General features: G+C 60.5%; 15 protein-coding genes and 1 pseudogene. 5 read left to right on the forward strand and 11 right to left on the reverse strand.

All coding sequences use genetic code 11. The annotated features are described in order from the left end of the window. The coding region (locus A2J01_RS07910) for a cytochrome P450 (RefSeq protein ID WP_064112456.1) at nucleotides 1-962 on the reverse strand (962 nt) is incomplete at its 3' end. A 96-nt stretch (nucleotides 963-1,058) separates the two neighbouring features. Between A2J01_RS07910 and A2J01_RS07915 the strand changes: the two genes are divergently transcribed. Next, complete coding sequence (locus tag A2J01_RS07915; RefSeq protein WP_003945528.1) at nucleotides 1,059-1,646, forward strand: TetR/AcrR family transcriptional regulator; 588 nt, start codon at nucleotides 1,059-1,061, stop codon at nucleotides 1,644-1,646. Nucleotides 1,647-1,693: 47 nt separating this feature from the next. On the opposite strand, the gene A2J01_RS07920 is transcribed toward A2J01_RS07915, so the two are convergent. Beyond that, complete coding sequence (locus tag A2J01_RS07920) at nucleotides 1,694-2,704, reverse strand: ABC transporter substrate-binding protein (RefSeq protein ID WP_064112460.1); 1,011 nt, start codon at nucleotides 2,702-2,704, stop codon at nucleotides 1,694-1,696. A gap of 82 nt (nucleotides 2,705-2,786) precedes the next feature. Further along, on the reverse strand, nucleotides 2,787-3,665 hold the full coding sequence (locus tag A2J01_RS07925) for a bile acid:sodium symporter family protein (protein WP_003945620.1): 879 nt from the start codon (nucleotides 3,663-3,665) through the stop codon (nucleotides 2,787-2,789). Between the two features lie 132 nt (nucleotides 3,666-3,797). Between A2J01_RS07925 and A2J01_RS07930 the strand changes: the two genes are divergently transcribed. Together A2J01_RS07930 and A2J01_RS07935 are read left to right on the forward strand one after the other, a co-directional pair. Further along, nucleotides 3,798-4,070: a DUF2277 domain-containing protein gene (locus A2J01_RS07930; RefSeq protein WP_003945457.1), complete on the forward strand. Its 273-nt coding sequence runs from the start codon at nucleotides 3,798-3,800 to the stop codon at nucleotides 4,068-4,070. 5 nt (nucleotides 4,071-4,075) lie between these two features. Then, a complete protein-coding gene (locus tag A2J01_RS07935) occupies nucleotides 4,076-5,497 on the forward strand; it encodes an alpha/beta hydrolase (RefSeq protein WP_058227639.1) in 1,422 nt (473 codons plus the stop codon). Nucleotides 5,498-5,732: 235 nt separating this feature from the next. Here A2J01_RS07935 and A2J01_RS07940 read toward each other — a convergent pair whose 3' ends face one another. Further along, nucleotides 5,733-6,689: an SMI1/KNR4 family protein gene (locus tag A2J01_RS07940; protein ID WP_058227638.1), complete on the reverse strand. Its 957-nt coding sequence runs from the start codon at nucleotides 6,687-6,689 to the stop codon at nucleotides 5,733-5,735. An 89-nt stretch (nucleotides 6,690-6,778) separates the two neighbouring features. Between A2J01_RS07940 and A2J01_RS07945 the strand changes: the two genes are divergently transcribed. Both A2J01_RS07945 and A2J01_RS07950 read left to right on the forward strand, forming a co-directional pair. After that, complete coding sequence (locus tag A2J01_RS07945) at nucleotides 6,779-7,366, forward strand: hypothetical protein (protein ID WP_154100282.1); 588 nt, start codon at nucleotides 6,779-6,781, stop codon at nucleotides 7,364-7,366. A 101-nt stretch (nucleotides 7,367-7,467) separates the two neighbouring features. Further along, nucleotides 7,468-7,959 carry an NUDIX domain-containing protein gene (locus tag A2J01_RS07950; RefSeq protein ID WP_082900823.1) on the forward strand — a complete coding sequence of 164 codons (492 nt, stop codon included), beginning with the start codon at nucleotides 7,468-7,470 and terminating at the stop codon, nucleotides 7,957-7,959. 368 nt (nucleotides 7,960-8,327) lie between these two features. Here the strand turns inward: A2J01_RS07950 and A2J01_RS07955 are convergent. The 7 genes and pseudogenes from A2J01_RS07955 to A2J01_RS07985 all read right to left on the reverse strand — a co-directional run. Beyond that, nucleotides 8,328-8,654: pseudogene (locus tag A2J01_RS07955) on the reverse strand (transglycosylase family protein); the annotation flags it as partial. A 484-nt stretch (nucleotides 8,655-9,138) separates the two neighbouring features. After that, on the reverse strand, nucleotides 9,139-10,044 hold the full coding sequence (locus A2J01_RS07960) for an oxygenase MpaB family protein (protein WP_003945519.1): 906 nt from the start codon (nucleotides 10,042-10,044) through the stop codon (nucleotides 9,139-9,141). 24 nt (nucleotides 10,045-10,068) lie between these two features. Next, nucleotides 10,069-10,626, reverse strand: coding sequence for a hypothetical protein (locus A2J01_RS07965; RefSeq protein ID WP_047269603.1), 558 nt, complete (start codon nucleotides 10,624-10,626; stop codon nucleotides 10,069-10,071). Next, nucleotides 10,613-11,833 carry an MlaD family protein gene (locus A2J01_RS07970; protein ID WP_047269602.1) on the reverse strand — a complete coding sequence of 407 codons (1,221 nt, stop codon included), beginning with the start codon at nucleotides 11,831-11,833 and terminating at the stop codon, nucleotides 10,613-10,615. The genes A2J01_RS07965 and A2J01_RS07970 overlap by 14 nt, the downstream gene beginning before the upstream one ends. Continuing rightward, a complete protein-coding gene (locus tag A2J01_RS07975; protein WP_064112458.1) occupies nucleotides 11,830-12,894 on the reverse strand; it encodes an MCE family protein in 1,065 nt (354 codons plus the stop codon). The genes A2J01_RS07970 and A2J01_RS07975 overlap by 4 nt, the downstream gene beginning before the upstream one ends. Then, nucleotides 12,891-13,988, reverse strand: a complete 1,098-nt coding sequence (locus A2J01_RS07980; RefSeq protein ID WP_003945762.1) for an MCE family protein — start codon at nucleotides 13,986-13,988, stop codon at nucleotides 12,891-12,893. Before A2J01_RS07980 ends, A2J01_RS07975 begins: the two co-directional genes overlap by 4 nt. Beyond that, nucleotides 13,985-14,752: MCE family protein (locus tag A2J01_RS07985; protein ID WP_064112459.1), on the reverse strand; the 768-nt coding region annotated here is incomplete at its 5' end. The genes A2J01_RS07980 and A2J01_RS07985, both read right to left, overlap by 4 nt.

Consider the following 14,752-nt stretch of genomic DNA (forward strand, 5'->3'; position numbering starts at 1 on the left):
TTCTCGAAGGCGGGCTCCTCGCCCTCCCATACCTTGTCGACCTCGGCTTGCGCCTTGGCCAGCACGTCAGGGTTTCGTGACAGGTAGTACAGCGCGAACGACAATGCGCCGGAGGTCGTTTCGTGTCCGGCGACGAGGAAGGTCACGACCTGATGGCGGATGTTCAGTTCGTCGATACGGTTGGGATCGTTCTCGCGTGCCGCCCGCAGCATCAGTTCGAGAAGATCTTCGGGCCCCGGTTCGGTACTTGTCCGCCGGGCACGGATCACTTCGTCCACAACCTCGGCCATGTACGCCTTGCGGACCTCGTCACGTTGATCGGCGCGACGTGCGAGCACTCGCCCGAGGGCGGTCGACTTCAGGAACGTCGTGCGCTGCGAATGGGAGAGTGCGCCGACCATTGCCTTGACGAACGGATGCTGTTCTTCACGTTCGAAGGAGTCGAACGAGTAGCTGAATCCAGTGCGTCCGATGGTCTCCAGCGTCAGCTTGGTCATGTCTGCGGAGACGTCGATGGGGGAGTCACTTTCACGACTGTCCCAATGGTCGACCAACTCGCCGGCTACGTCGAGCATGGTGCGGTGGTACGAGCGCATCGCAGTCTGGCTGAACGCCGGTGCCAGGAGATTGTGCGCCTTGCCCCAGTTGGGTTCGTGGTTGTACGCCGTGAACAGGCCGTCGCCGCCGATTCCGCGGAGTGCTTTGACTCCAGGTGCAAGGTGCTTCGCGAACCGGGACTCGTCGGACAGTTCTGCCACCATGTCCGCGCCCGAGGCGAAGACGAAGCGATTTCCCAGGACATTTCTCTCGAAGATCGGGCCGAGTTCGCGGCCGATGCTCACGGAGTTCTGCAGCGGTGTCCGGATATTGATCCCGAGAACGTCCCCGAGGACCGGCAGGCGCCACGCCGGATGCGGGATCCGAGCATCGGTCGTCGCCTCTGGAGTGGTGTCGACGCTCATTGTGTGTCCCCCGGGGTGAGATCGCTTACTGAATTGATGTCTAGTACGCAAAGTACGCCTTACTGAATCGGTGTCAAGTAGTAATCTGACTTGCCTATGGTCGCACCACGAAAACGCCTGGACCGAGAGCAGCGGCGCACGCAGTTGCTCGACATCGGCGCGCAACTTTTTGCCGATCGCTCGTACGAGGATGTGTGGATCGAAGAGGTCGCCGAGATTGCGGGCGTCTCGCGCGGGTTGATGTACCACTATTTTCCGACCAAGCGAGACTTCTTCGCCGCAATCGTCGAGCGCGAATCGCAGCACCTGCTCGAGGTGACCGCACCCGATGCGACGCTACCGGTGCGCGAACAGGTGGCAGCCGGGTTGGACGCCTACTTCGCGTACGTGAAGTCGCACAGCAGGGGAGTGCGCGCCATCAACGTCGGGACGCTGTCGGCCGAGGCCGGTATCCGGGCGATTGTCGAGCGCGAACTCGAACAGCAGCAGATTCGAATCCTCGATGCACTGGGATTCGAGGGCGAAAGAAGACAGCTCGCTGCCGTTGCAGTTCGGGGATGGATCGCGTTCGTCCGAGCTGTCTGCCTCGACTGGCTCGATCAACCTTCCATACCGCAGGAAGAGTTGAGAGTGATCTGTCTGCGGACCCTCTCCGGAGCGTTGGGCATCGACCTCGAAACGTGAAAAGCCGACCGCGCGGGAGCGGCCGGCATTTCCACGGACAAGGCTGATCAGTCGAGCGTCGAATAGAGATCGTCCCAGCCCTTGGCCACGTACATGTTGGTGTAGATGGACCCGTAGTACGTACTTCCTTGCAGAACGGCGACGTTCCCGGCCTGCACAGCCGGAAGTCGTTGCCACAACTTGTTGTCCGAGAGTTGATCGAAGGTGGTGTCACTGCTGTCGGTGACAGAAACCATGAACGCGTCGCAGTCTTGCAGACGATCCATCTCTTCGATGCTCAGTCGTCCCTGATTGTCGAAACCGGTTGTGTTCAATGTTCTTCCGCCGATATCGGCGAGCGTCATGTCGGTGGGTTGACGATTCTTCTTTCCCGTTTCCTCCGACACGGGCAGGCTGTCGATGTAGATCGTGGCCTTGTCCGGACTGTAGGACAAGCTTGCGACGGTTTTGCCCGCGATCGCCGAAGCGTGTCGAGTGCGAATGTCGGTGATCAGCGCGTCGTAATCGGTGATCAGGCGATCCATGGTGGGTGTTCGGCCCAGCCAATCGGAGAGCCGGGTCAGGTTCTCCCGCCACGTCTGCTTCGATTCGGTCGTCAGGACAGGAGCGATGGCTTGGAGCTTTGCAGCGGGCCAGTACTCGTTGTCGGCGTTGACGCAGATGATGAGATCGGGTGCGAGTCCGAGGATCTGCTCCAGATTGGGCTTGTCGCTGAGGTATTCGGCCGAGCCGTCGGCGGGAACCCACTTGGTGACGGGCGAGATGTTGTATCCGAACACCGGTAGTTCCAGGGCAATGGCGAGCTCGAGGTCGGTTCGGGCGTCGACGGCCAAGACCCGCTTCGGGTTGGTAGGTATGTCGTAGGTCCCCAACGGCGTGGTGACGGTGCGCATTTGAGCGTCATCATCGGTACCTGAACCGTCGCTGGAACTGCAGGACGACAGAATAGTTGCGACTGCTGCCATCCCGGCTCCGATGCCGAATTGGCGACGGGTAAGTGCGTCGACTAGCTCTTGCCAGACGCGTTCGTCCGGCACGGTAGGTGTGTTGGTCAGCATTTTTTCGATACCCTTCGGTCTGAGTCCGTATCGATCGTAGGGTTGGCGATACCAGATCACCTATATCGAAAACCGCCTGATATTAGTCGATTTCGGCCATGGTCCGTGACTTTCGGGTGATGGCGGCGCCGAAGGCTGCAGCGAGCGGGAACATCAGAACGCCGTACACCGCGGCCGGCACTGCCAATTGCACGTTGTCGAGGAGACTGACGGCGATGGTGATCGCCAACGTGCTGTTGTGGATGCCGATTTCCATGGAACTGGCGATGGCCTGACGATCCTCGATGCCGAATATCCGGGGAACGACGTAACCGATCGAGAGGCTCAGTAGGCAGAACAAGGCAGCGACGACGCCGATGTCGACGAGATAGTCCGCGATGTTCTCGCGCTCGGAAACAACCGTTCCGACGATCACCAGTGCCAGAACCACCGCGGATCCGATGCGGACGGGCTTGTCCATGCGCTCGGCAAAGGCGCTCGAGCGCAATCGAACCCACATTCCGAGGGCGACAGGAATCAGTACGACGGCAAAGACCTGAAGTACCTTCGTGAACTGCAGTCCGAGGGTGCCGTCCGCGTCCTCGGGTTCGAAGTACCCCAACGCGAAGTTGGTGATGAGCGGAAGGGTGACCACCGCTATCACCGAATTGACCGCAGTGAGTGTCACATTGAGAGCGACATCGCCGCGGAACAGATGACTGAACAGATTTGCCGTGGTGCCGCCCGGTGATGCGGCGAGGAGCATCATGCCGACGGCGAGCAGCGGGTCGAGGTCGAACAACGTGACCAGACCGAAGGCCGCGGCCGGGAGCAACAACAACTGACAGATCAGGGCAATCGAGACGGCTTTCGGCGCTTTTGCCACGCGGGCAAAATCTCCGACCGTCAAGGAAAGCCCGAGGCCGAACATGATGATGGCGAGTGCGGCGGGTAGGCCGACGGAGGTGAGTGCAGAGTCCATGAGTTAGTGGCTACTTCCAGTCACTGGGGGAATTTCACTGAAACTACCGTGATGCCCGGATCTGCGTGGCAGTTTGGATACATTGATGTATCGAACCGTGACGGCGTCGGTGAGCAGGGTTATCGTCGAATTATGTGCCGAAACATCACTGAACTTCGTGGACTCGAGCCCGCTGCTACGCCGGAGGAGATCGAGGCGGCCTCTCGCCAATACGTACGTAAGGTGAGCGGAATAGCCAAGGTGTCCGACGCGAACCGAGACGCCTTCGAACAGGCGGTGCGTGAGGTGACCGAAACGACGACGCGCCTGCTCAGTGCGTTGCCGCCTCGCAGACAGCCACCTCAGACCGTCCCTCCGTTGCGTCGCCCGGAAGTACAGGCCCGGATCGCTGCTCGTTCGTCCTGACCCGAGTGGATCTCACAGATATCGACGTATGGGACGTCGAAGCCTTGGATCAACTGTCTGCTGGGTTGGAAGGCGTTCTGGTCGCTCACCGCGTTCGCGACATCCGTCGACGGCTGGATACGCTGCGCAAAGAGGCCGTCGCCGACGACTTGCATATTCGTCAGGATGGGACCGTCTCTGCTGTTGCGCCCATCGCCGACGGTCACCCGCTCCACGTGCACGCCCAGTTGCTCGAGGTCGCAGTTCGAGAACTGATCGGTGAGGCACTGCTGGTCAGCGCGGATCTTCATCATGCGTTGTCTCTGCGGTCTCAGGTCGGCACCGACCTCCGTGACAAAGCTGTGCGTGTGGGGGAGGAGTGGCGAGCGTTCAGCCCTGATCGGCAGCGTCAGATGTTGCGTCATGCACCAGGCCTGATCGCCAACCTCGACGGCATTCCTGCTGCGATTCGCAGCCCGGCCAACCTCGATCGAATTCAATCGGAACGAGCACGGCTGCAAGATGATTCAGTCCGAATCTCGCAAGAACTTCACCGCGAGTTCTTCGGCGGCAGACTGAGTAACACCGGGGCGGGCCAGTGGTACGCCGAACGCAAACTCGAGGATCTGGACGCGCTCGACGAGTTGTTTCGCGCCGAACCTGATCGACGGTTACTGCTCATGGACATGCGCTCGGGCGAACGCGGCTTCGCTGCAATTGCGATCGGTGATCCGGACACAGCGGATCACATCTCCGTGACGATTCCCGGACTGAACACCAACGTCAAGGACTCGATGCGCGGAATGGTCGGCGAGGCAACGCGATTACGAGCCGAGGCGATGCGGCAACTCGAACTGGCCGGCCGAAAGGAAAGCGTGGCCACCATCGCCTGGATCGGATACGACGCGCCACAGGTGATCGGGCCGGGAAAGTTCGACATCGGTCGGGCCAGCTTCGACGTCAGTCGATCGTCCAAGGCCGGCATAGCCGCCGACGCATTGGGTAGCTTCTTTCACGGTCTTCGTGCCGCGTCGGTCAACGACGGAGTCCATATCACCGCGTTGGGCCACTCCTACGGATCCCTCGCGACTTCTCTTGCGCTGCAACGCGGGGCAAGCGCAGCGGTCGACGACGTGGTGTTCTACGGTTCACCCGGGGTGCGAGCCAAGGTGGAGTCGGACCTTGGTATCGCCGACCGGCACGTCTACGTCATGAAAGCGGAAGGCGACAGTATCGCGGGGTTCGGCCGTTTCGGTGGCGATCCGACGCGCACCGAGTTCCATCGGTTGTCCACGGCCGAGGGGATCACCCCGGATGGAGTGAAACACGAGCGGGCGTTCGGGCATGCGGAGTACGCGAGGACAGGGGACAACGGAGAACTGCGGATGTCGGGATACAACCTCGCGGTTGTGGTTGCCGGACTGCCGGAGCGTGCTGTTATTGATTGATCGTGCCACCTGAGCGACCGCATGAATCGACTGGAACTATTTCGTGTATAGAGATCTGTCCGATACCCCGACCCCGACCACATCTGCGTCGCTCGCCGTACTTTAGGCGTCCCCTGACGACCCGGAACGGCGCGCCTGGATCAAATGGGCGCAACAACGGGGGACAAGTGCCGATCATTTAGGTCAACTCAGCAAAGTCTCGCTGACATGGAATCTCCTTACTTACCAAGAGAAGTCAGTCGTCGACTATGAATTCGAATCCTCCTGGAGGCATTTCGTAGACGATGACGTTGTTCTCGACTCCCGTGACGATCGTCAGGTAAAATCTGGGCACTCCGTCTATCTGGACGTAGGAGTTCACGGTCACCCCGCGCTGGCGCGGGACCTGCGGAAATATCGCCTCGCCGCCCTGCACATGCGAACCGGGGTGGAGGGACTGCGCAGTGTCGAGGACAGATTTGCGGACGGCGTCGAGGTCGATGAGGTCGTCATCTGAATTGACCAGCGAAGGCTGAAAGTCCTTCAGCGGAAACGGCAGGTGCAGCGGTATCGGGCTCGGCTGGGGATGTGGGATCGGCTGATCCGAAAAGTCGACGTCCCAGACCAGCACGCCGTCAGTGACTGTCGGCATCAAGTACGAGTGCTCGGATCCTGACTCGATACTTCGACGAACCGAATCCACGTAGTCGGCCAGAGAGCCGAAAAGGGAGCCGCCTTCGTCGGCGGCTTCGGCGGCGAAATAGCGGATGCAGCCGTGGTGTAGGCCACCTCGGGTATCGACATAGAGAAAATCACCGGCTCCGTCCTCGGCGAACGGAATGTAGGTAGGGAGGAACATCTCTGCAGTTTCACCTGCGTGTTGTGCTCGAACGGTGATGGGCCAGTCGGGTCCGAGGTAGTCGATAGGATGCAATTGTTCACGGCAACGTCTGTGCGTGGAAACCACATGGTCGAGTGAAAGCAGTTCCACTCCTGGTAGGGCTTCGCCGACGAACTGGTTGTCGTCGGAGCGGAAGGGTTGGCCGTCATGCAGGGCGAAGAACTCGCGTAGGTCCTCCGGCCATGGATTAGTGACGCGTTCGGCGGTTTCCCGATCGGACCGAGTCCGAGGCGGACGTACCGCAGCGGCGGTGACCGGTGCACGGTCGCGGAGTACCTCCATGAAGGCGAGCCATGCGTCGGTAAGAGTCATGGTTCGAATCTATCGACAGAAATCCCGCTGCGAGATCGAACGCGGCCGTCAGATGTCATGGATCCGTGAGGCCGGGATAGCGTGCATTCATGAGCGTTGAAGAGCACTGGCGCAGACTCAACGGTTGGTGTCAGCGGGAAGCCCCGGTAACGGCTGCCGCTATCGACCCGCCCGCGCCAGTGGACGTCCTGAAATCCGTGGAAACATTTACGGGCAGGACGTGGCCGGCCGAGCTACGGACGTGGTTCGGTTTGCAGAACGGAAACCCCGACGGAGGGCACTCGGCCCTGATATTTCCGGAGTTTCAACCGTTGCCTTTGGATCGTGTCGCGTCTGTGTGGGAATCGATGACGACAGAGTGGGGAGAGACGACAACAGCCGCCGGTGGCATCGCTTTGCCTGATCAGCCAGCGGGAACGGTGGCTGACACCTTCTTGGCGGCATACATTCCCATAGCTGCCAACATTCGGGGCGATCTCTTGTTCGTCGATACGCGGACCGGTCAAGCAAGCGGATGTGTACGCGAATTCCTCGGAGACAGCGCCGACCAAGGGACAACCTGGCCCTCCGTCGCCGCGCTATTGGAGGACGTCGTTTTTGCGTTGGAGCACGGACAGCCATGCGGCGGTTGGATTCCGAGTGTCGACCAGGGCTGGTTGAGTTGGGATTTGCCCTAGGCTCACGACTTACGAGCGTGGAGCGTGACGGTGATTGAATACTGATGTGAGCACTGCACATCCACCGTTCCAGGGCGCGAGCCGGGTTTACAGTGGCACTCATGCGTCTGAGGCATTCGGCCAGGGGGTTGGTCGTTGACGACCAGTCCCGTATTCTGCTTTACCGATTCATCGCGCCCGGGGGCGGGCTGACGGTCTGGTGCCCTCCGGGCGGAAGCTTGGAAGGAGACGAAACCCCGTCCGAGGCGCTCGCGCGCGAATTGGACGAGGAGATCGGCTTGCGCGACTACGGCGCAGCCACCCATGTGTGGCATGAGGAGATCCGTGACCCGGCGATATTGCCGGGTTGGGGCGGTGCGATCAACGACTACTTCCTCGTGCCGGTGGCGACCGTATTCGAGCCCTGTGGGTCGTTGGGGCGCGAAGCGCTGGCCGCCGAGCTGGTCGAGCACTCCGAGTGGTGGAGCGTTGACCGCCTCTTGTCACACAGTGGTCGAGAAGTGTTCGGGCCACGCGATTTACCCGACCGGTTTGCACGCCTGGTCAAGGATGGGCCATCGAGTGCGCCGGATCGATTTGTTCGGTCGCCGTGAGGGATGCGAGGTAGCGATTGAAAACGAACATTTCGGCATCGAAACACGGCTACGCTGGGGTTATGGAGCACTACGTGCGTAAGGACCCCATCCCGTACGCTTCTACGGCTGCGCCGGTCAGTTCTCACAACCGGTTGGCAAGGACGGCCCAAAAATTGTGGATGGCTCTTCGAGGGATGATGGGGGATCGGAAGGCGAGTCGATATACCTCGCTCGCTCCGCGGCATCCCGACGGATCACGCACCGCTGTAACATCTTTCAACAGTAGTGGTGGTGGGAAATAGGTATCGGTATACAATACTGCCCGGTGTTCGTCGAATTCTCGACGAACACCGGGCAGTGACGCACTACTCGAACTGGGGTCAGCGGAGGTACTGTCCGCACACCGGCCACGCGCCGGCGCCCTGACCGGCAAGGACGTTTTCAGCAACGCGGACCTGTTCTGCCTGGCTGGCGTTGGCGGCGCTGCCCGCTCCGCCGTAGGCCTCCCACGTGCTCTGGCTGAACTGGAGTCCGCCGTAGTAGCCGTTTCCGGTGTTCGCGGCCCAGTTGCCCGAAGATTCGCATTCTGCGACACCCGACCAGTCGTGGGTGGCTGCGGATGCGGTGCCTGCGCTCAGTCCGAGGGCTCCGGCCGCGAGGGCTCCGGCTGCGGCGACAGAGGCAAGTGCACGGGTAACGGTGGTCTTGGTCATTTTCGGTAAATCCTCTCGAGTCCCGCCGACGGAGGACGGTGACCGTCTCAGCTCCGCTCCCACCACTAGGAATGTTGTCGAGTCCGAACCGCGGGGTGGGACGGGCGGTGGCGATTCGGTAATGCCCGGTTGATCGGGCTGTCACCAACCATAAGAGATGATTACGGATTGGTCACGGGTCGGCGTGTCGACACATGTTTGTGCAACAGAAATGCATCAAAGAGTGTTTTCCCAGGTCGCATGGCGATATGCCACCTCTCCCGGCGTTACATAAACGAGATAAAATGTGATGTAAGTCACCTGAAACGTGCCTCGACGGCGTCGATATGCGGCGAATGTGACACTCGATCAGCCCGGTTTGTCGGCTTTTCGACCCGGTTTCCAGTCGTGCTGGAACCCATGTCCAGCCGTGATCTGTTGTCGACCGACCGGCCCGATTTACCTGTAGGGCAGCAGAATTGACAACCAATAACGCGCCGCTGGCTCAGACGAGATTCTTGCTCGCCTTGATCCGGCGGCGAATGTCGCGCATCTGAATGGTGTTGCCGGCCTGACGAACGGAGCGTGGGATGAACCTGTTGACGAACGACACGAAAATGAAGAGGTGTTCGAACCGGCGGCGGTCGTCTTCGGTCCACTCGAGATCGAGTTGGTCGCGGTAGATCGGTGGAAGGAATCCGACCGTCAGGAACCGCAACAAGTTTCGGAACACCAGGCGTATCGGCCACGCGATCATCTGTAGGTTGACCAAGTCGATCAGGTACTGCTTGGTGCGTTCGTCGATGACGACGCGTTCGCAACCGAGGTTCCAGTAGCGCTCGAAGTCGGCACGTGTGGCCGGCCACATCTCTTCGGTGACCTGCAGCGTCGTTCCCAAAGTTGACGCGGACTTGTAGAACGACTCCGCCTGTTCTTCGGACATCTTGCCGTGCAGCAACTGATGACTGTCTTCGAAACCGATGAACAGGCATGCAGCAACCCATAATTGGAGTTCGCGATTGAAGGCGTTGTACTTGACCGGGCTGTTTGAATCCGACTTCACATGTCGGTGTACCGAGTTCACGGCCTCGCGGTAAGCCTTTCGCTCTTCCTCGTCACCCAGGATCGCGACCGTCAGGTACTGCGTCGTGGTTCGTGCACGCTTCCACGGATGCGCTGTCAGAGCACCCGATTCGACCTTGCTCTCCATGACGCCGTACGCCACCTCGGGCCAACCGAGTTGCAGGATGACGTTGGCAGCGGCTCCGGCGAACGACCAGAAATCGAGTGCGTCGGTGATGTGTGCGGGCTTACGTGCCCACCGTCTACGCTCGGCCGTGATGGTGATGCGTGTCTGATCGGTGCGAAGCGACGACTCGGACTTTTCCGAATCCAGGTAGTGAGTGGGCATGGATCTTCCTCCGCGTGTGGTGAGTTACTTGGTCTCGACGTTGCTCACGAGCCACCGGTCGCCCGAGCGGACCAGGGACACGACCATGCGGTACTTCTGTGTGTTTCCCTCTGGCGCTGCGACATTCTTGGCTTGTTGGTCGACGAACACGAGCACCTTGGCCGACGAATCGTCCAGTGATCCGATGCCGACGTCTGTCGCCGTCGCGCTCGCCTGGCCTTGGCCCCCGGCAACGACTTCCCTCAGGGAATCCACCATCGTTCGGTAGGTGCCGGCAAACTCGTCGGTCGACATCGAGGCGATGGTGTCCTTGTTGACATCGAGGTTCTGATAATCGAAGGAGGACATGATGGTTGAGTAATCCCGTGCGGTGTCCAAAGCCTCCTGCCGCAGCGTGTCTTCCTGATTCGCCGAGTACATCTGGAATCCGAGCACCGCCAATGCTGCGACCAGCGCTACCGCCATTAGTGAGATCAATGCGTTGCGTGGCTCCTTCAGGCGGTGAAGTAGCGACGGAGAAGTCGGATGTTCGGCCACCTCGGCTTCTGTCTCGTCGAGTAGTGCGTTGTCACCGTGTGCCATTTCCCAGTCCTTCCAACATCAATCTCCAGTAGTTCAGGGCGTCGACTCCGGTCGGGACGAGAATCGGATCTGCGACGACGGGCGGTCCGATCGGAGTGCCCGGGACGGTCGAGTTCTGCAAACCGAGGTCGTTCGGACGCGGAGCATTCTGTGCTCCGCGTTGGACGAGGTCGTCGGCGGGGGGACAGTACATCGCCAGACTCGGACTGGTGGGAGACAGATCGCCGACCTCACGCCGAGGGGTGTCGTAGTTGCAGACCGGCCCCTGGGTCGCAACCAAGGCAAAGTCGGCGCGATCGCCTTTGACGATGGATGCCAGTTTGGCGAGACCTTCAGGAATCGTGACAAGTCCGGTTTCCAGGGCCTCTGTGCGGTCGGAGATGATCGGTGCGACAGTGACGAGATTGGCCAGGACCGCTCCGAAAGTGTTGTGGTACTTGTCGAACAACTGTTGAGCGCTGTTCAGGGCGGCGGGCGAATGATCGGTGAGGTAGATCAGCACCGGCGCATTGGATTCGAGTTGTTCGGTGAAGTTCTTGGCAGCTGCCATTCCCCGGACGAACGAATCCGATTGTGTCGCCATGGAGTCCACCAACGTGGAGGTTCGCGACAGCAGCGCAGCGAGTTCGGCCGACTGGTCGTTCAACTGCGCCGACATGGTCCCACCGTTGTCGATCATCGTCGCCAAGCTCGGGCCGAGCCCGTTGAACGAATTCCCCAGCTCGGTCCCGATGTCGCTGATCGCTTGTGGATCAATCCCTTCCAAGACACCGGACGCCTGAAGCATCAACTGGCTCATCTGGACCGGTTGCTGATCCGCGGGCATGGCGATCTCGTCGCCGTCCCTAAGATACGGGCCGTGGTCTGTGTTGGGGTAGATGTCGACATTCTGAATTCCGGCTGCGGTCCCCATCGTCACCTTGGCGACGCTGTCGGTAGGTATCTCGGTGTTGTCGTTGAGTGAGAGTTCCACCCGAGCCGTGCGGGTGCCTGCGTCGAGTTCGACTTCACTCACTTTCCCCACCTGTACGCCGCGATACGTGACGACCGTGCCCTTGGTCAGTCCGAAGGCGTCGGACATGTTGGCGTGCAGCCGGATTTGACCCCCGAAACCCTGAGGGCCGACCACGTAGACGATCCCGAAAGGGATGACCACAGCAGCGATCAGAGCGAACAGGACAAGTTGAACAAGCGCAAGGCGACTCAACGCGGACCTCCCTGAAGTAGATCGGTGAGAGTTCCCGCTGGTGCGATCGATTGACCGGCCATACCGCCGCTCCAGAGCTTGTCGATCGTTCCCGGAATATCCAGGGCGCCGTCGAAAACGAGGTAGTCACCCTGCACTGCACCGGTGAAGTTTTCGAGCAACCCGTTCATGTTCGTCAGCGTCTGGCCGATCTCCGAGTTGAACGAATCCAGAGTCCCGACAACGGTCGACGCATCGTGCAGCATCGCGTCGAGGCCGTTGGGAGACGAGTCGAGAATGGTGTTTGCGTTGGTGGCGAGCTGAACGGTCGAGTTCAACAGGCTCGCAATCTGATCCTTCTGTCCCACGAGAATCGACACCACCTGTGGAACGGAATCGAGGTAGTTGTCGACAACTACGCGTTGGCCGGCCAGTTGGGAGGAGACCCGGGCAGCGAGGTCGACGGCCTCGTCGAACTCGCTGCGGTGACTGCTTGCCTCTGCCATGAGCGAGGTGAGGGTCTCGGTCAGAGAACGAACTTCACCGGAGCGCCCGGAAAACGCGGTGTTCAGCTCGCGCACCACGGTATCGAGTTGGTCGATGCCGCTTCCGGTCAGAACCGTGCCGAGGGTGGCAAGCGCACTTTCGACCTGCGGACCGGTCTCGGTGCGAGACTCCGGAATTGTGTCTCCGTCGCTGAGCGTGGAGCCGGACGGAACTTCCGGCACCAAGAGTCTGATGAACGGATTGCCAAGTGCGGACGGGAGTTCGACGGAAGCTTCGACGTTGTCGGGCAATGGCGTCGCGGCGTCCAGACTCAGAGTCACATCGGCTCCGACGACATCGGCTGACAGCGCGGATACTCGACCGATGACTTTCTGGCCGCTGCGGACGTCTGCTCCCAACACCAGGCCGTCGGCGCCGGCCAGCTGCAGCGCCACGTTGTACGCGTCACCGTCGGCCGAACGACCGAGGGGTAGGTCTTGAATGCCTGCGCTACAGCCGCCGAAGGCGAACACGGCCGCAGAACCCACACCGATGATCGCGATACCGGCGATTATTCGAACTGATTGTCGCGTCAATTGCCACCTCCGGGGACGGCTCCGCCGGAAATCGCGGAGGCGATGCCGAGCGGATCAGAAGTGCTGAGGGGGAAGGAAATCGGATTCGTGAACCCGGCTCCGGTGCAGATCGGCAACTTGTAGGTGTCGCACAGCGGTTTCGCCACCGCGAACTGAGTCAATGCAGTCGAGACGTTGAGCCGAATGCGCCCGCGCTGATCAGGACCGATTGTCTGGGAGAGGTTCTGCATCATCAACGGCACCAGGTCCATGAACTCGGCGAGGCCGGGTTCTTTGGCAGCCAGAGTGTCACCGAGAACTCGCACGTTGTCGGCTATGGCACCGACATCATCGCCGTGAGTTGTCATGAAACTGTTCAACTGGTCGAAGACCACCTGCAGATCCTGCAGAGGCTGTGAGATGTCCATGTTCTGGCTCGCCCATTGATCACCCAGGACGCCGAGGTCGCCGACAAGTTCGTCGAGGCTGACCTGCCGTGCGTCCAGAGCATTCATCAAAGTGTTGAGATTGTCGACAAGGGCACCGATGTCTTCCGACCGAGCGCCGACAACTCCGGTTGCCGTGCTGAGGTTGCGAATTGCGGTGTTGAATTGATCGCCCTGGCCCTGCCACCCGGCGGCGCCGCGGCTCACGAGATCGCCGAGATTGCCCCCATCCCCGGCAAATGCGTCGGCCAAAGTGCTGACGCTTCCCATCAAGCCGTCGAAATCTATGGGGGAGTGGGCACGTTCGATCGGAATCTGGTCTCCGTCTTTCAGTGTCTCTCCGCCGGTGTACGCCGGGCCGAGTTCGATGTGTCGATCGCTGATCACCGATGGATTGAGGACATAGGCCGAGGCGTCGGCGGGCAGGTCCACGGAGTCGGGCATCGACATCGCTACTCGAACAGAAGTTCCGCGAGGTTCCACCGACGTGACCGTCCCGACGCCGACTCCGAGGACGGTGACCTTGCTTCCCTCGTAGATTCCGCCGACGTAGCTGAAATCGGCGTAGACGGTCTTGGACTGATCTGTTCGTCCGAATATGTACCAACCGGGCAGGGCGATCGCCAAGGTCACTACCAGCATGGCCGTGACGGCTTTTCGTGTATTCACTTGCAGCCCTCCATGATGCCGAGCGCGCAGAGCAGATTGTCCGGGATCACGGCCGCCGGCGCGTTGACGTCGGTCCAATTGCCGGTGCCGGTTGAATCGGTGACCGAACGCAGCGCGGAAGGAAGACGAGTCAACAGCAGGTCGATCTGATCTGCGTTGTTCTTCAGCGTGGTGGTGACCGCGACGAGGTTGTCGGTCATGGCTCCGAACTCGTCCTGACGATCGACGAAAGTGGTGGAGAGCTTCGAGATGATGATTGTCAGGTTGTCGACCAGCTGAGTCAGTGCGTCCTTGCGCATCGCAAGAGTTCGAACGATCGTCTGAGCATTGGCCGCAGTACCGACGATCGAATCGGTTTGTGCCGCAGCCATGTCCGACAGCTCACGAGACATGATGAGAATCTGGTCGATCTGTTCACTGTTCTGCGCGAAAGCCGCCGAGGCGCCGCTGATTCCGGCCAGAGCCCGGCCCACCTGATCGGAATCAGTGGGAATCACCTGCGAAAGGGTGTTCATCATGGACTCCATCGCCTGTAGGTCGACGCCTGTTGCCGCAGTGGTGGCATCACTGCTGACGTCGTCGAGGCTGTACGGCACGGTTGTGCGGGAGAGCGGGATGACCCGCGCCTCGGAGTCGTCGACCACTCCGGCCGGCACGATCTCCAGGTAGCGCTTGCCGAGGACCGTCTTGAGCCTGACCGTCGCCGTGCTCTGGTTTCCCAAAGGCTGGTCCTTGTCCAAGCGGAAGTTGACGACGACGTGGTC

The sequence above is a fragment of the Rhodococcus sp. EPR-134 genome, from assembly GCF_001647205.1.
In the GTDB taxonomy this organism is placed as follows: domain Bacteria; phylum Actinomycetota; class Actinomycetes; order Mycobacteriales; family Mycobacteriaceae; genus Rhodococcus_F; species Rhodococcus_F qingshengii.